Origin of the sequence: Lysinibacillus sp. NPDC095746, from assembly GCF_044763535.1 — a bacterium.
GTDB lineage: Bacteria > Bacillota > Bacilli > Bacillales_A > Planococcaceae > Lysinibacillus.
On record NZ_JBIWGL010000005.1, the window covers coordinates 113855 to 130398 of the forward strand.

Sequence of the window (16544 nt, forward strand, 5' to 3'; positions counted from 1 at the left end):
TACGTTCCTTATTTCTTGTTTCGGAGGAAATATTTTGGAAAAGAAACGTCAAAAAGAGAATCAAACGAATATAGTGTCGTTCATTCCAACAGGCGACTATTATTATAAAAAATCAATTCAAGCAATGAATAGTGGACAAATGAATAAAGCCTATAAATATTTGCAGCGAGCAGTTGATTTAAGCCCTGATGATCCGATGATTTTATTACAATTAGCGATAATAGAGTTAGAGGGTCAACGTTTCGAGGAAGCGTATGATCTACTTCGTCGTGCCTATCAAATAGATAAAGACAATCCAGAAATTATTTTTTACATGGCAGAGGTTTCAGGATGTATCGGCATCATACATGATGCTAAGCGCTTTGCAGAGCAATATTTACAAATAGAGCCAGAAGGTGCCTATGCAGATGAAGCTGCTGAAATATTAGAGTTTGTTGATTTTGAGCAGGATGATTTTGAGGAGCTTGAAGGTTCAGCTGAAGATTTATATCGGCAAGAACAGGCGAGACGCTGTATGGAAAAGGGAGATTTCCCTGAAGCTATTAAAATGCTAGAAAACTTAATTGAAGATAGACCAGATTTTTGGTCGGCTTATAATAACTTAGCCCTTGCCTATTTTTATGTGGGTGAAGCAGAACAAGCGAAAGCGCTGCTAAACACTGTATTACGTGAAAATAAAGGGAATTTACATGCACTATGTAATTTAACGGTTATCGCATACTATGAAAAAAATGAAGAAGATTTAAAGGATCTTTTAGAAATACTTGTGAAAATTCAACCATACTTATGGGAACATCGCTACAAGCTGGGTGCAACATTAGCGCTCGTTGGACAATATGATTTAGCATTTAAATGGTTGCGTAGCATGCAGAAAAGAGGCTATGTAGGCGATGCTGGCTTTTACTTTTGGTTATCACATGCCGCTTATTTCTCAGGACATGAAGAAATTTCAAAAAGTACATGGGAGCAGCTACTTGAGCTAGATCCCGATAAAGAAGGCTTTGAACCTTGGCGTCAAGAAGAAAACAATTATTCACTTGATGCATTAGAACATGACCGTGATTATATTGTAGAAAAGCTAGAGAGCGAGTATACAAGTGAACGCATATTTGGTTTGTTTTTATTAAGCTGTACAGCACATAAACAGGAAATTATTGCGCATCCAAAATGGATAGATGTTGACCAATTTAATGCGTATGAAAAGCTATTCCTCGCTTATGCACTAGGACATCAATTTGATATGAAAAACAAAGTAGAGGCTAGCTTTATACGAGCAGTAAGTGTGCCAGAAATTTTACTAGAGCAGTATGAAAAGCTAACGACATTAATTGCACCAATGTTCCAAATGTGGTTTGTGCTTTGTGAGCAAGCATTGATGAACAATTATCGTTTTACAAATCCAGCAGCTATTGCAGGAGCAAATGATTATTTATTCCGTTCTTCCCGAATGCTCAAGGTGACAAAAAAAGAAATCGCTCAGCAATACGGAGTGTCAGTGTCAACTTTATCGAAGTATATTGAAGAGATTTTAATGTTCTTACCAGACACTCATAATTAGACCGTGAGCAACATAGTTGAATAACTTTTTACTTTCACATACGATGAACATACTAACATTATTATAAAAAAGTAAAAAATCTGTTTAGGGGGAAGTATTTATGTCAGAAGAAAAAATTTATGATGTAGTAATAATTGGTGCAGGTCCTGCTGGGATGACTGCAGCTGTTTACACATCACGTGCCAACCTTTCAACTTTAATGATTGAACGTGGGATCCCTGGCGGACAAATGGCAAATACAGAAGAAGTAGAAAACTATCCTGGGTTTGATACAATTCTAGGGCCTGAACTATCTACAAAAATGTTCGATCATGCTAAAAAATTCGGTGCAGAGTATGCATATGGCGACGTAACTGAAATTATTGATGGTGAGGAATATAAAACAATAAAATCAGGTACTAAAGAATATAAAACACGAGCAATTATTCTTTCTACAGGTGCCGAGTATAAAAAAATGGGCGTGCCTGGCGAAAAAGAACTTGGCGGCCGTGGTGTCAGCTATTGTGCAGTATGTGATGGTGCATTCTTCAAGCAAAAAAATCTTGTTGTCGTAGGTGGCGGGGATTCTGCTGTTGAAGAGGGCGTTTATTTAACTCGCTTCGCTGATAAAGTAACAATTGTACACCGACGTGATAAATTACGTGCACAAAAAATTCTCCAAGATCGTGCCTTTGCTAATGAAAAAATTGATTTCATTTGGAATGCAACAGTGAAAGAAATTAATGAGGCTAACGGTAAAGTTGGAAGTGTAACATTACAATCAACTGTAGATGGTACAGAATCTAATTTTGCTACTGATGGCGTATTCGTATACATTGGTATGCTTCCATTAACAAAACCATTTGAGTCTCTAGGCATTTTAAATGATGCTGGTTATATTGTGACAAATGATAATATGGAAACGACAGTACCAGGTATCTTCGCAGCTGGAGATGTACGTGAAAAATCACTTCGTCAAATCGTTACAGCGACAGGGGATGGAAGTATTGCAGCACAAGCAGTACAGCACTATGTGGAAGAATTATTAGAAAAAATTAATGCTTAAAGTGGATCATTGAAAAGGGCAATCTCCTTTCAAAATGGGTGTGCATATTTTAGTAGAATGCCCAAGATCAATATTTTGAGGTAAAAAATACAATTTTAATACGGTCTTAATATAGTTGTAACTTGAATGACATATAAAAGGTGTAATATATAAATTGTAATTAGCAATCCCCCTTTTATTTTGTTAAGTAGGTTGTTTCCACCAATTAGGTGGAGCAGCCTATTTTTGTTGTGAACGGAAATTTTTATGACTGAGTTTCATATGTTTGAGTAAAGGTTAAAAACAGTATCGATAAAGTTAAAATTGCAAATGACGTAAAGTTTAGAATTGAGGACAAACCTTGTTTGGTCTTGCTATAATAAAAGGTAGAATGCAAAAGAGATTAGAGGTGTGCCTATGCAAAGAATTGCAAATTTAATAGCCGTAAAAGACGGTCAAGTGTTATTACTTCAGAAGCCGAGACGTGGCTGGTACGTAGCTCCTGGCGGTAAAATGGAGAGCGGTGAATCGATTTATGAGGCTGCAGTACGGGAGTTTAAAGAAGAAACAAATGTCACACCAATAAATGCTCATTTAAAGGGTGTTTATACAATGGTTATTAAAGAAAATAATGAGGTAGTGGACGAATGGATGCTTTATACATTTGTTGCAAAGGATGTAGAAGGAGTACCGTTTAAAGAAACTAGAGAAGGCGAACTTGCATGGCACCCAGTAGAGGATTTGAAACATTTGCCAATGGCTGAAGGTGATCGAACAAACTTACAATTTGCTATCTCACAATCAGGCATTCAGTACGGTACATTTGAATACACAACTGAATTTGAATTACTTCATGAGAAAATACAAATATCAATCGAACAATAAAGGAGCTGCATGACAGTGGTGGTTGAAGGACCAAAAGGTACAAGTGAATTGGTTATTATTACAGGAATGTCTGGAGCTGGGAAAACAGTAGCTATTCAAAGCTTTGAGGATTTAGGGTATTACTGTATTGATAATTTACCACCAGCGTTACTTACAACATTTTTAACCTTACTAAGGGATTCGGGTAAAAATATTACACGTATAGCAGCTGTCATGGATATGCGTGGTGGCGACTTTTTTGATTCTCTTATCGGCGCTCTCGACCATATTCTAAAAGAAGGTGACATCGTTGCACGTATTTTATTTTTAGATGCAGATGATGCAGCTTTAGTTAGACGTTATAAAGAGACAAGACGTGCACATCCATTGGCTGTAAATGGTTTACCATTAGATGGCATTAAACAAGAACGTAAGCTTTTATCCGAAGTAAAAGGTCGCGCTAAATTTGTCTATAATACATCTAATATGAAGCCTAAAGAGCTACGTGAAAAAATCGCTAAAGAATTTGCCAGCGATGCTGATAATATTTTCTCGGTAAATATTATGTCTTTCGGATTTAAACATGGTATGCCGATAGATGCCGACTTAGTATTTGATGTCCGTTTTTTGAAAAATCCATATTATGTAGAAGAGTTACGCCCTAAAACGGGCTTACAAACTGAGGTATCTTCTTATGTTTTGGCACTTGAAGATACGCAAACACTTATTCAAAAACTAACGGATTTGTTTGAATTTATGATTCCGCTCTATAGACAAGAGGGCAAATCACAACTTGTCATTGCCTTTGGATGTACTGGAGGACAGCATCGTTCAGTAACATTAGCAGAGTATTTTGGGGCATATTTAGCTGGAAAGGAAAATACTGTTATTACACATCGTGACATCAATCGTAGAAAGGATTGAGTGAATGGGAAAGAAGCGAACAAAGCTTGTTGTAATTGGTGGTGGTACGGGGCTTTCTACGTTACTACGAGGGCTCAAGCACCACCCATTTGATATTACTGCAATTGTGACAGTAGCAGATGATGGTGGTTCTTCAGGACGTTTACGAGATGACTATGATATTCCACCACCTGGTGATGTCCGTAATGTGATCGCGGCGTTATCGGATGTTGAGCCGCTTGTAGAGCAAATGTTTCAATACCGATTTTCTGCATCAGAAGATTTACGTGGGCATTCATTAGGTAATTTAATGCTGACTGCTTTAACAGATATTACCGGGGATTTTAACCATGCTATTAGTGAAATGGGAAAGGTTTTAAAGGTCCATGGTCGCGTCATACCAGCTGCCAACAAAAAGATAAATTTACATGCTGAGCTTGAGGACGGTTCAATCATTGAAGGGGAATCTAAAATTCCAAAGGCAAAAAAACGAATTAGTCGTGTTTTTTTAGTGCCTGAAAATGTGAAACCGTTACCAGAGGCTATTCGAGCAATTCATCGTGCTGACTATATTTTAATTGGTCCAGGAAGTTTATATACAAGCATTATTCCAAACCTTCTTGTAAAAGGAATAGGAGAAGCTGTTGTAAAGGCTAAAGGAAGAAAAATTTATGTTTGTAATTTAATGACTCAAAAAGGTGAAACCATTTCATATACAGCAGGTGATCATGTTAAAGCTATATATAAACATGTTAGTGACTCCTTCATTGATTCTATATTGGTGAATGATGTAAAACTCCCTCATCCTGTAAAAGAGCTTTATAAGGAAGAGTGTGCTGAGCCAGTAACATTCGACGTTGCAAAGCTTGAAAGTATGGGATTAGAGGTTATTAAACGGGATATTGCCACGATTCGCCCAGATGGGACGGTGCGTCATAATGCTACAAACGTTGCGAAATGGCTTGTAGATTACGCAAATATCTATGAACAAGAAGTTAGTGAATCATAAAGCGCTTATTGTATATGATAAGATGAACATATACATAGAACAAAAAGTTGAAAGGAGGGCGTGATATGTCTTTTGCTTCAGAAACGAAAAAAGAGTTAACGCAAATAGAAGCGGACAATCATTGTATGAAAGCAGAAGTATCTGCCCTAATTCGTATGAATGGTTCATTATCCTTTGCTAATAAACAGTTAAGCTTAGACGTACAAACTGAAAACGCTGCAATCGCAAGAAGACTTTATACGATTATGAAGAAGCTGTATCCGTATAATGTAGAGTTACTTGTTAGAAAAAAAATGCGTTTGAAAAAAAATAACGTATACATTTGCCGCGTAAGAGAAGGTGCGCGTGAGCTACTGATTGATTTAGAAATCATCTCAGACGACTTTCAATTTAATCATACTATTTCTCGGAAGCTCATTAAAAAGAGTGGTCAAAAAAGAGCATATTTACGAGGCGCATTTTTAGCGGGTGGCTCTGTCAACAATCCAGAAACATCCGCCTACCATTTAGAAATTTATTCATTATATAAAGAGCACGGCGAGGCCTTAATGGATTTAATGAATGAATTTGAGCTCAATGCAAAAACAATTGAACGAAAAAAAGGCTTCGTAACTTATTTAAAAGAAGCGGAAAAAATTTCAGATTTCCTTAACATTGTTGGAGCGCATCAAGCAATGATGAAATTCGAAGACGTCCGCATATTGCGAGACATGAGAAATAGTGTCAATCGCATAGTTAACTGTGAAACAGCGAACTTGAATAAAACAATAGGCGCCGCATTACGTCAAGTAGAAAATATCCGATTTATTGAAAATGCAATAGGTCTAGATCAATTGCCAGAAAAACTACGTGAAATTGCACGATTACGCGTAGAATACCAAGATGTCACACTAAAAGAACTTGGTGAAATGGTATCAAGTGGAACGGTTAGTAAATCCGGTGTCAATCATCGATTACGGAAAATAGATGAAATAGCCGATGCATTAAGAAGCGGAGAAAAAATTGGTGGTTAAATTTTCATACTTTTCAGGTATGAATGTGAAAAGCGTAATCGCATATTGTTCTTTTGCTAGTAAGTAAGGTAAGATAAAAATAATAGATGAACGGTAGTAAAGGGGAGTTTTAAGAATGACCGAGAGAAGAGTCCATGTAAAATTAAAATTAGGACTACAAGCTAGACAAGCAGCACTATTTGTACAAGAAGCAAATCGTTTTAACGCAGATATCTTTCTGGAAAAAGACGAGAAAAAAGTAAATGCTAAATCCATTATGGGTGTTATGAGCTTAGCCATTGCAAAAGGAACAGAGGTTGTACTTAGTGGCGATGGCAACGATGCTGAGCAAGCGGTTACAGCATTAGCAGCACTAATCGAAAAAGAAGATTAAAGAACTATGACGCAAAAACTGTCCAACAGTAAAACTTACATGTTGGACAGTTTTTTTGCGCTTTTGCACTGAAAGTAGAGCTAAAGCGATGGGAAATATGGCCGAAGAGACGGATAGAAGAGTCAGAGCGACGGAAAGAAAAGGCTGAAGCGACGGAAAGAAAGGTCAAAGCGATGGAAGAACGATCAGAGCAACGGAAAGAAGAGCCGAGCGACGGAAAGAAGAGCCGAGCGACGGAAAGAAGAGTCAGAGCGACGGAAAGAAGAGTCAGAGCGACGGAAAGAAAGGCTGAAGCGACGGAAGAACGATCAGAGCAACGGAAAGAAGAGCCGAGCGACGGAAAGAAGAGTCAGAGCGACGGAAAGAAGAGTCAGAATAATGGATAGAACCGTCAAAATGAAAGATAGAGTAACCAAAGTCGTGGATAGAACCATTAAAATCGTGGATAGAGCATAAAGTCGTGGATAGAACCATTAAAATCGTGGATAGAGCCATAAAAATCGTGGATAGAACCGTTAAAATCGTGGATAGAGCCATTAAAGTCGTGGATAGAACCATTAAAGTCGTGGATAGAACCATTAAAATTGTGGATAGCCCAATCAAAGTGAAGGATAGTCCCATCAAACCAATACAGTTAGTGTCGAACAAAAAAAGACATCCCAGAAATAATCTGGGATGCCTTTAACTTTTTTATTTACGTTCCATAATTTGGTCGATTAGGCCGTATTCTTTTGCACGCTCAGCTGTCATGAAGTTATCGCGGTCTGTATCTCTTGCAATGACTTCAAGTGGTTGACCAGTGCGTTCTGATAAAATTCCATTTAATTTTTCACGTAAGAATAAAATACGTTTTGCAGCGATTTCGATTTCAGTTGCCTGACCTTGTGCACCGCCAAGAGGTTGGTGAATCATTACTTCAGCATTCGGTAATGCGAAACGTTTACCAGGTTCACCAGCAGCAAGTAGGAAAGCACCCATAGATGCTGCCATTCCGATACAAATTGTTTGTACTTGTGGCTTGATAATTTGCATTGTGTCATAAATTGCCATACCAGCAGTGATAGATCCACCTGGTGAGTTAATGTAAAGGAAAATATCTTTGTCTGGATCTTCTGCTTGTAGGAATAGAAGTTGAGCAACAATTGAGTTAGCAACGTTGTCATCAATTGCACTTCCTAATAGGATGATACGATCTTTTAGTAGTCGTGAATAGATGTCATAAGCACGTTCACCACGACTTGTTTGTTCAATAACTGTAGGAATTAAATTCATGTTAAATCCTCCTTAAAAAACTAAATTCGAATACTTTTGCTGAAAACTTCCTTGGTAATTCAGCTGTATCCTTATCATACACATTATAGTCAGGGAAGGTCAAATATTAACCCTGTTAAAGTAAAATAAATTAAATCAATTTTTCCTTGGCGTATTAATAGTGCTGCCTCGCTTTCGCCACAGAAACTATTGGACGCTGCCGCCTCGCTTTGGTCACCAAAACATTGGATGCAATCGCTTCGCTCTCGCCCAGAAACCATTGGATGCTACCGCTTCGCTTTCGCTCCAAAAATATTGGATGCAGTCGCTTTGCTTTTTGCCACAAAAAACTTGGATGCAATCGCTTCGCCCTTGCCAGAAACCATTGGATGCACGCTTCGCCCTCGCCCAAAAACACTTAATGCTGTCGTCTTCGCCCAGAAAACATTTTATGCTACCGCCTCGCTGTTGCTACAAAAAACATTCCCATTACCGCCTCGCTTCCACGCAAATAAGGAAGTACCGCAAACGCTTTGCTCTCATGTAAATAGATAGCGTGTCCAAAATTAAAAGGGTATCAGCATAATTCACAAATCTGTGATATCCGTCTGTAGTTTATCTATTTTTCGTAGGTATTTTGATACTTATTGAATCAAGATAAAAAAAGTTAAAATGTTTTGCATTCTATAGTTGAAATATGGGCAATAGGTTTGTATAATTGATAAGGTCACATAAGTTAAAGTACAGTACACTATTTTGCAGGTATGCTTCACATGAGGGTTATCTACATCATGCTTTTCTAAAGCCTAGGGTGAGTACTTTTTTTTTGTTTAATTGCCCTCGTGGTGTAATGGATAACACGTAAGATTCCGGTTCTTGCACTGGGGGTTCGATTCCCTCCGAGGGCGCCATTTTACTGATTATTTGATTTACTTTAATAACTCAATTCTCCTAATAAGTAGTTTAGCAGCCTGCTTAGTGGGGAAAAGAGAAGGGAATATAATGGAAATATTGCTTAATAGGCATTATTCCCGTATATGTTCCTTTCAAACCTTCAAAAAAGCAACAACTCCAAATTATTTTTAGTGAACATACTGTACGTGAAGACTAGTTATACTAGTCGAAAAAAAAGAATCCTATCTGAGGGGATTCTTTTTTTTTTACAAATAGTCTAAAAATAGCACCAGGATGAATGGCTAAACATTCACTCCAGGTGCTATTTTTAGTTATTCGATGGGTGATCGACTTGGCGAATCCATGAACGAAAGCATTTTTTATAAAAAATTAAACAAGAGCAGCCCCTGGGTGATAGTGACCACAGATGGGCTGCTCTTTTTTTTAAAAATTAATGAAGGGGATTTGTTGTAGTGCTGTATGCATTAAGCATCGTTTGCATATCTTGTTGAGAAAATTGAGGTACTTGATAGTAGCCATGCATATTTTGGTATATAGATAATTCGTATGCCATTTCAATGCAGTTGGGAATACTATCGGCAATAACGCGACGAACAACAGGGTTTGTAGTTTCTGTTGCTGCTGCAGTCATACCTTTTGCCACACCCTTTTGAGCGCCAAGTAAGAAGCCAGAAATACATTCATCGCTGAGCTCGTTTGCATTTTGCATTGGCTTTTTAGGTTGGCCAGGAGTTAATCCATATTTAAAATTATTTCCTGTCTCCATTTGATAGCGACCTGTAGGAACAGATGGATCATGACCTGTGCTATAAGATTCCACAATAGTGTTATACATACCTAATGTGAAATTGTATTGGCGATCCAAAATACTAAGTAACTCTGTGTCCTTAACATGTGGACGTAAAACAATGGATTGATTCATACAAGCAATGATTGCACCGATTGTTTCATGCAAGTCCATTTGCTCATGTCCACCATGATTTAGGCTTTGTTGTTGATTAAACGATGTTTGGTTTGATGATTCGTTTTGAAACGATTGTGTCAAAAAAAGCGCCTCCTAAATATCATAGTTTGTTACAGTATTAAGTATGGCACGTTAGAGAAATTTCATACGGTATTAATGCATTTGCATATATGTAGAATAGGGATGTTTTTTTGCTACACATTAGAAAAAAGAAAGGCTTATCATGGATGATAGCTAACAGAAAGCGAAGGAGGTTTTAGAATTGAAAAAAATATTTGGACCTGTAGGAATAATCGTTATTATTTTAGTTATATTGGCCTTACTATTTATTCCAAAATACAATAGTCTAGTAACGGCAGAGGAAAGCGTAGATTCGAAATGGGCGCAAGTTGAAAATCAGCTACAACGTCGCTACGATTTGATTCCGAACTTAGTAGAATCTGTAAAAGGTTATGTAACCATGAGAAAGAAGTGATCGCTAGCATTACAGAGGCACGTGCACAAATGGGAAGTGCTCAAAGTCCAAAGGAACAGGCTGTTGCCAATGATGCATTAAACGGAGCACTTAGTCGATTACTAGTAGTCGTAGAAAATTATCCGAATTTAAAGGCAGATGCAAATTTCCGTCAATTAATGGATGAATTAGCTGGGACAGAAAATCGTTTAGCGGTGGCTCGAGAAGATTACAACAATGAAGTGCAGACTTTTAATAAAACGGTTAAACGTTTTCCAGGCAATCTTATTGCAGGGATGTTTGGTTTTGAACAGAAAGAATACTTTAAAGCAGCTGCGGGTGCTGAAAAGGCACCATCTATAGATTTTGGCAGTTCAGGTAAACAATAATGAAACGGTTAATATTCCAACTTGCTATTGTTAGCATCATGTTTATTCTGTCTATAAGAATGGCGGATGCCGCAATGCCGACACCGAAGAAAAATACGTATATTCATGATTTTGCTAATGTTTTATCAACATCCGTAAAGGAAGAACTCAACCACTATTCAGAGCAGCTAGACAAAGGCACAGGTGCTGAAATTATGGTCGTAACAGTAGATACGATTAACGGAGAAGAACCAAAAATGTATGCAACAAAAATGATTCGTTCATGGGGGATTGGCGATGCGCAAAAAAATAATGGTGTTTTAATTTTAGCAACGTTTGGGCAGGGCGATGGCAATAATGATGTCGTCATTGCTGTAGGCCAAGGTCTAGAAGGAGCATTACCTGATGGCAAGTTGGGGCGCATTTTAGATTCAGCGTTTTATCCAAATGCAAGAGCTGGGGACATTAATAAGGCATTTAAAGCAACGTACGCAGAAGTATTTCAAACTGTCGCACACGAATACAATTGGGATGGAAAGATGCCTGAAAATACAGCTGACAATGAAGAAATGCCAACGTGGATGATTATTTTAATCACTATCATCGTACTTGTTATTTATACATTTATTTCTAATGGTAGAGGAGGAGGGCCTCGTTCTGGTAGACGTGGCGGTTTTCCGGGTGGTTTTCCAGGTGGATTCGGAGGTGGCGGCTCTAGGGGCGGTGGATTTGGCGGATTCGGGGGCGGCTCATCTGCTGGTGGAGGAGCAAGTCGGAAATTTTAACTTCAGATGCCTGCCTTATGTAACGTGTAAGTGAACTGGCAGTTACAAGTGTTTTGGTAGCGACAGACTTCCTTTATAGGCGGAAGCTTCCGGTGGCATAACTGTTTATAGTAAAAAAGTGAACTCAATCAGTTCGCTTTTTTTATTGGTTTAAAAGGGAAATATACTTAATTATTATCAATTATTGACAATAGAGATAAAATTGCTATAATTCAATTATATCGACAAACGATATAACATAAACTGATATATGGAGGAATCATTTTGAAGAAGAGATTTTTATCAGCATCATTAGCGGTTATTTTAACATCATCTGCTGTCATTCCTGTATCTATGCAGGAAGTACGCGCTGCCAATGAAACTAGCAGTCAAGTAGAAGTAAAAGAGGAACGTTTATCTGCTAAGGAATTTTTAAATTTAACTGTAACAGCCCTAACATTCCAACATGGATCAGAGACAATGCGTCAGCAAATCATTGATACGTGGGTAAAAGGCGAAGAATTAAAAGATTTAAGTGTCCATATTAAACGTGATGAAGCGGCACGTATTTTAGTAAGAGCGCTAAATAAAGAGGAAAAAGAAGCAACACTTGCTGAGTATCAAGAAAAAGCAAATAAACTTGGCTTATTTAACGGTCTGCCAACTAGTGAAACAATTTCTAAACAAGATGCAGTTAAAATTTTGAATAACGCTAAAAATGTGAAAAATGGTGTTAGCAATAATGAAGGCGTGAAAGAAATTTCTGTTGAAGATTTCATGAAAAATCCAGGAAACATGGGCTATGAACTTTCACCAGATGGCAATTACATTTCTTATGCTTCTGCATGGGAAAATCGATTAAACATTTTCGTGAAAAAAATGAATGACGATAGTGAGCCTGTACGTGTATCTAATTCAACGGATCGTGATATCGGGGGATTATTCTGGAAAGATGATAATTTACTATATGTAAAAGATAAAGGTGGCGATGAAAACCACCACATTTATTCAACAACATTTAATGGTAATGAGGAAAAGGATTTAACACCTTATCCAAATGTAACAGTTGGGATATTAAGTGGCTTACAGGGTGTAAAAGATGAAATCCTTATTATGATGAATAAAGAAGATGCGAAAGTCTTTGATGTGTACAAGCTTAACATAAAGACTGGTAAAACTACACATGTTGCGAAAAACCCAGGTAATATTACGAGCTGGATAGCAGACCGTGATGGAAATGTACGTATGGCAGTTGCTTCAGATGGTGTAGTAGGCACTGTTCTATATCGAGATTCAGAAAAAGATGAATTCAAGCCATTTATTGAAATGGAAGAAGAGGATCAAGTAACACCACTTGGTTTCACTAAAGACAATAAACATATTTTGGCGAAATCTAATAAAGGAAGAGACAAAGTAGAAGTTGTTAAATATGATTTAGAAGGTAATGAAGAAGTAATTATGTCCAACGCAGAAGTGGATGTAATGGGTGTATTATATAGTTCTGATAAAGATAAATTATTATACGGTACATATGTATCAGACAAGACACATTATCAATTCTTTGACGAGGACTTTGAAAAACTATTCCGTAAAATTCAACATAAATTAGGTGTTCAAGAAAGTGAATTAGGCATTAATGATTACAACAAAGAAATGACAAAATTCATTGTTAGTGTTTCTAGTGACACGGTTTACGGAAAATATTATTACTACGATTCAACAACAGATGAAATGACTGAAATGGCAACACTAAGCCCTTGGTTAAAACAAGAGGAGCTTGCAGAAATGCATCCGATTTCATATAAGAGTCGTGACGGCTTAACGATTAACGGTTATTTAACTTTACCGAAAAACAAAGATGCTAAAAATCTACCACTTATCGTCAACCCTCACGGTGGTCCGTGGGCACGTGATATGTGGGGCTTTAATCCTGAGGTGCAATTACTAGCAAATCGTGGTTATGCGGTATTACAAGTCAATTTCCGTACTTCAACTGGCTATGGTAAAGAGTTTTTACAGGCTGGTTATAAACAATGGGGTCTAAAAATCCAAGATGATATTACTGATGGCGTACAATGGGCAATCGATCAAGGTATTGCAGACCCTAAACGCATCGGAATTTACGGTGCATCATTTGGAGGTTATGCAACTTTAGCTGGGATTACGTATACTCCAGATTTATATGCTGCAGCAGTGGACTATGTAGGTGTATCCAACATCTTTACATTTTTAAATACAGTCCCTCCGTATTGGGACACATTGCGTAACCAACTTTATAAGCGCGTGGGCAATCCGGAAGAAGATAAAGAGCTATTAACGGCTGTTTCACCTGTCTTCCATGTGGATAAAATTAAAACACCGTTATTTGTAGCTCAAGGTGCGAATGATCCGCGTGTAAATAAGGCTGAATCTGATCAAGTCGTTGAAGCATTACGTGCAAGAGGCGTTGATGTGGAATACATGGTGAAGGATAATGAAGGCCATGGTTTCCAAAATGAAGAAAATCGCATTGAATTTTATAATGCCATGCTAAAATTCTTAGATAGCCATTTAAAAAAATAATAAATGAAAAAAGACTGTGCAGGAACTAAGTTTTCTGCGCAGTCTTTTACCATTATGACCAATAATTGACAAAAGTTCTGAAGTTGGTATAATTTCATTGTATTGACAAAATGCATAATGCGTACTGATATAAGGAGGAATCATTTTGAAAAAAAGGTTTTTATCAGCATCATTAGCGGTTATTTTAACATCATCTGCGGTTATTCCTGTATCTATGCAGGAAGTACGCGCTGCCAATGAAACTAGCAGTCAAGTAGAAGTAAAAGAGGAACGTCTATCTGCTAAGGAATTTTTAGATTTAACTGTAACAGCTCTAACATTCCAACATGGATCAGAGACAATGCGTCAGCAAATCATTGATACGTGGGTAAAAGGCGAAGAATTAAAAGATTTAAGTGTCCATATTAAACGTGATGAAGCGGCACGTATTTTAGTAAGAGCGCTAAATAAAGAGGAAAAAGAAGCAACACTTGCTGAGTATCAAGAAAAAGCAAATAAACTTGGCTTATTTAACGGTCTGCCAACTAGTGAAACAATTTCTAAACAAGATGCAGTTAAAATTTTAAACAATGCTAAAAATGTGAAAAATGCTGTAAGCAATGAAGGCGTGAAAGAAATTTCCGTAGAAGATTTCATGAAAAACCCAGGAAACGGCGGCTATCATCTTTCACCAGACGGAAATTACATTACTTATAAATCTGCATGGGAAAATCGTTCAAATGTGTTCGTAAAGAAAATGAATGATGATAGTGAGCCAGTACGTGTATCTAGTTCAACGGATCGCGATATTGGTGGATCCTTCTGGAAAGATGATAATTTACTATATGTAAAGGATAAAGGTGGCGATGAAAACTTCCACATTTATTCCACAACATTTAATGGTAATGAGGAAAAAGATTTAACGCCATATCCGAATGTAACAGTTGCGTTATTAAGTGATTTACAGGGCGTTAAAGACGAAATCCTTATTACGATGAATAAAGAAGATGCAAAAGTTTTTGATGTGTACAAGCTGAATGTGAAGACTGGAGAAACTAAACATGTTGCAAAAAACCCAGGTAATATTTCAAGTTGGTTAGCCGATCATGATGGAAATGTACGTCTGGCAGTTACTTCAGATGGTGTAGAAGGAACCATTCTTTACCGTGATTCAGAGAAAGATGAATTCAAACCGTTTATTGAAATGAAAGCAGGAGATGAAGTAATGCCACTTGCCTTCTCTAAAGACAATAAACATATTTTCGCGACTTCTAATAAAGGAAGAGATAAAGTAGAAGTGGTGAAATATGATTTAGAAGGTAAAGAAGAAGTAATTATGTCCAACTCAGAAGTGGATGTACTAGGTGTATTATACAGTCCTGAGAAAGATAAAATATTATATGGTGGCTATATAACAGATAAAGCACACTATCAATTCTTTGATGAAGACTTTGAAAAACTATTCCGTAAAATTCAAAACAAATTAGGTGTTCAAGAAAGTGAATTAAGCATTAATGATTACAACAAAGAAATGACAAAATTCATTGTTAACGTTTCTAGTGACACTGTTTACGGAAAATATTATTACTACGATTCAACAACTGATGAAATAAAAGAATTAGCAACGTTAGGCTCTTGGTTAAACCCAGAGGAGCTTGCAGAAATGCATCCAATTTCGTATAAGAGTCGTGATGGCTTAACGATTAACGGTTATTTAACTTTACCGAAAAACAAAGAGGCTAAAAATCTGCCACTTATCGTCAATCCACACGGTGGACCATGGGCACGTGATATGTGGGGCTTTAATCCTGAGACGCAATTACTAGCAAATCGTGGTTATGCGGTACTACAAATGAATTTCCGTTCTTCAGCTGGATACGGTAAAAAATTCCTTGAGGCTGGTAATAAGCAATGGGGTCTAAAAATTCAAGATGATATTACAGATGGCGTACAATGGGCAATCGACCAAGGCATTGCAGACCCTAAACGCATCGGAATTTATGGGGCATCCTTTGGAGGGTATGCAACATTAGCAGGTATCACTTATACACCAGATCTATATGCAGCCGCAGTTGATTACGTAGGTGTATCGAATATCTTTACGCTATTAAATACAATTCCTCCATATTGGGAAACAATGCGTGAAATGCTTTATGAGCGTGTAGGGCATCCAGAAAAAGATAAGGAGCTATTAACAGCCGCTTCACCTGTCTTCCATGTGGATAAAATTAAGACACCGCTATTTGTAGCTCAAGGTGCAAATGATCCACGTGTAAATAAGGCTGAATCAGATCAAATCGTTGAAGCATTACGTGCTAGAGGCGTTGAAGTGGAATACATGCTGAAAGATAATGAAGGCCATGGCTTCCATAATGAAGAAAACCGTATCGAGTTCTACACTGCCATGCTAAAATTCTTAGATAGCCATTTAAAAAAATAACATGAATGTAAACTGTGCAGGGAGTACCTTGCACAGTTTTTTCTAACTAGAACAGTGCTTAGGGATAGGAGCCAATTTTGAAGGGAACATTACACTCTCTTGT

General features: G+C 37.4%; 14 protein-coding genes, 1 tRNA gene and 1 pseudogene. 14 read left to right on the forward strand and 2 right to left on the reverse strand.

Annotated features, from left to right (window positions below; genetic code table 11):
- Positions 1 to 34 precede the first annotated feature (34 nt).
- The 8 genes from ACIQ7N_RS05730 (at position 35) to ACIQ7N_RS05765 (ending at position 7130) form a co-directional block, all read left to right on the forward strand.
- On the forward strand, positions 35 to 1558 hold the full coding sequence (locus ACIQ7N_RS05730; RefSeq protein ID WP_402930749.1) for a tetratricopeptide repeat protein: 1524 nt from the start codon (positions 35 to 37) through the stop codon (positions 1556 to 1558).
- A 100-nt stretch (positions 1559 to 1658) separates the two neighbouring features.
- The gene (trxB, locus tag ACIQ7N_RS05735; protein WP_132362010.1) at positions 1659 to 2603 is read left to right on the forward strand and encodes a thioredoxin-disulfide reductase; all 945 of its coding nucleotides are present in this window, start codon (positions 1659 to 1661) and stop codon (positions 2601 to 2603) included.
- A gap of 396 nt (positions 2604 to 2999) precedes the next feature.
- Positions 3000 to 3467: an 8-oxo-dGTP diphosphatase gene (locus ACIQ7N_RS05740; RefSeq protein ID WP_132362008.1), complete on the forward strand. Its 468-nt coding sequence runs from the start codon at positions 3000 to 3002 to the stop codon at positions 3465 to 3467.
- Positions 3468 to 3476: 9 nt separating this feature from the next.
- Positions 3477 to 4370, forward strand: a complete 894-nt coding sequence (gene rapZ / locus ACIQ7N_RS05745; protein WP_132362006.1) for an RNase adapter RapZ — start codon at positions 3477 to 3479, stop codon at positions 4368 to 4370.
- 4 nt (positions 4371 to 4374) lie between these two features.
- Entirely contained in the window at positions 4375 to 5358 is a 984-nt protein-coding gene (locus ACIQ7N_RS05750) for a gluconeogenesis factor YvcK family protein (protein WP_132362004.1), read from the forward strand.
- Positions 5359 to 5423: 65 nt separating this feature from the next.
- The gene (gene whiA, locus ACIQ7N_RS05755) at positions 5424 to 6371 is read left to right on the forward strand and encodes a DNA-binding protein WhiA (protein WP_132362002.1); all 948 of its coding nucleotides are present in this window, start codon (positions 5424 to 5426) and stop codon (positions 6369 to 6371) included.
- 115 nt (positions 6372 to 6486) lie between these two features.
- Positions 6487 to 6744: an HPr family phosphocarrier protein gene (locus tag ACIQ7N_RS05760; RefSeq protein ID WP_132362000.1), complete on the forward strand. Its 258-nt coding sequence runs from the start codon at positions 6487 to 6489 to the stop codon at positions 6742 to 6744.
- A gap of 173 nt (positions 6745 to 6917) precedes the next feature.
- Complete coding sequence (locus ACIQ7N_RS05765; RefSeq protein ID WP_402930754.1) at positions 6918 to 7130, forward strand: hypothetical protein; 213 nt, start codon at positions 6918 to 6920, stop codon at positions 7128 to 7130.
- A gap of 304 nt (positions 7131 to 7434) precedes the next feature.
- Here the strand turns inward: ACIQ7N_RS05765 and clpP are convergent, their stop codons facing one another.
- On the reverse strand, positions 7435 to 8016 hold the full coding sequence (clpP, locus tag ACIQ7N_RS05770) for an ATP-dependent Clp endopeptidase proteolytic subunit ClpP (RefSeq protein WP_132361998.1): 582 nt from the start codon (positions 8014 to 8016) through the stop codon (positions 7435 to 7437).
- 815 nt (positions 8017 to 8831) lie between these two features.
- On the opposite strand from clpP, the gene ACIQ7N_RS05775 reads away from it, so the two are divergent.
- Positions 8832 to 8906, forward strand: a tRNA-Arg gene (locus tag ACIQ7N_RS05775).
- A 434-nt stretch (positions 8907 to 9340) separates the two neighbouring features.
- Here the strand turns inward: ACIQ7N_RS05775 and ACIQ7N_RS05780 are convergent.
- Positions 9341 to 9955 (reverse strand): spore coat protein, encoded by a 615-nt coding sequence (locus ACIQ7N_RS05780; RefSeq protein WP_402930756.1) that lies wholly within the window; start codon positions 9953 to 9955, stop codon positions 9341 to 9343.
- A 181-nt stretch (positions 9956 to 10136) separates the two neighbouring features.
- On the opposite strand from ACIQ7N_RS05780, the gene ACIQ7N_RS05785 reads away from it, so the two are divergent.
- The 5 genes and pseudogenes from ACIQ7N_RS05785 (at position 10137) to ACIQ7N_RS05805 (ending at position 16441) form a co-directional block, all read left to right on the forward strand.
- A complete protein-coding gene (locus ACIQ7N_RS05785) occupies positions 10137 to 10349 on the forward strand; it encodes a LemA family protein (protein WP_402930758.1) in 213 nt (70 codons plus the stop codon).
- A pseudogene (locus ACIQ7N_RS05790) lies at positions 10311 to 10717 on the forward strand (LemA family protein); the annotation flags it as partial. The gene ACIQ7N_RS05785 and the pseudogene ACIQ7N_RS05790, both read left to right, overlap by 39 nt.
- Complete coding sequence (locus ACIQ7N_RS05795; protein WP_402930760.1) at positions 10717 to 11481, forward strand: TPM domain-containing protein; 765 nt, start codon at positions 10717 to 10719, stop codon at positions 11479 to 11481. The pseudogene ACIQ7N_RS05790 and the gene ACIQ7N_RS05795, both read left to right, overlap by 1 nt.
- A 264-nt stretch (positions 11482 to 11745) precedes the next feature.
- Entirely contained in the window at positions 11746 to 14022 is a 2277-nt protein-coding gene (locus ACIQ7N_RS05800; protein ID WP_402930762.1) for a S9 family peptidase, read from the forward strand.
- A gap of 145 nt (positions 14023 to 14167) precedes the next feature.
- Positions 14168 to 16441, forward strand: coding sequence for a S9 family peptidase (locus ACIQ7N_RS05805; RefSeq protein ID WP_402930764.1), 2274 nt, complete (start codon positions 14168 to 14170; stop codon positions 16439 to 16441).
- Positions 16442 to 16544: the final 103 nt, after the last annotated feature.

Excerpts from the sequence above, each read along its gene's own strand:
- trxB (WP_132362010.1), top strand. The coding sequence starts at position 1,659 with ATGTCAGAAGAAAAAATTTATGATGTAGTAATAATTGGTGCAGGTCCT.
- whiA (WP_132362002.1), top strand. The coding sequence starts at position 5,424 with ATGTCTTTTGCTTCAGAAACGAAAAAAGAGTTAACGCAAATAGAAGCG.
- ACIQ7N_RS05760 (WP_132362000.1), top strand. The coding sequence starts at position 6,487 with ATGACCGAGAGAAGAGTCCATGTAAAATTAAAATTAGGACTACAAGCT.
- clpP (WP_132361998.1), bottom strand. The coding sequence starts at position 8,016 with ATGAATTTAATTCCTACAGTTATTGAACAAACAAGTCGTGGTGAACGT.
- ACIQ7N_RS05750 (WP_132362004.1), top strand. The coding sequence starts at position 4,375 with ATGGGAAAGAAGCGAACAAAGCTTGTTGTAATTGGTGGTGGTACGGGG.
- ACIQ7N_RS05740 (WP_132362008.1), top strand. The coding sequence starts at position 3,000 with ATGCAAAGAATTGCAAATTTAATAGCCGTAAAAGACGGTCAAGTGTTA.
- rapZ (WP_132362006.1), top strand. The coding sequence starts at position 3,477 with ATGACAGTGGTGGTTGAAGGACCAAAAGGTACAAGTGAATTGGTTATT.
- ACIQ7N_RS05795 (WP_402930760.1), top strand. The coding sequence starts at position 10,717 with ATGAAACGGTTAATATTCCAACTTGCTATTGTTAGCATCATGTTTATT.
- ACIQ7N_RS05765 (WP_402930754.1), top strand. The coding sequence starts at position 6,918 with ATGGAAGAACGATCAGAGCAACGGAAAGAAGAGCCGAGCGACGGAAAG.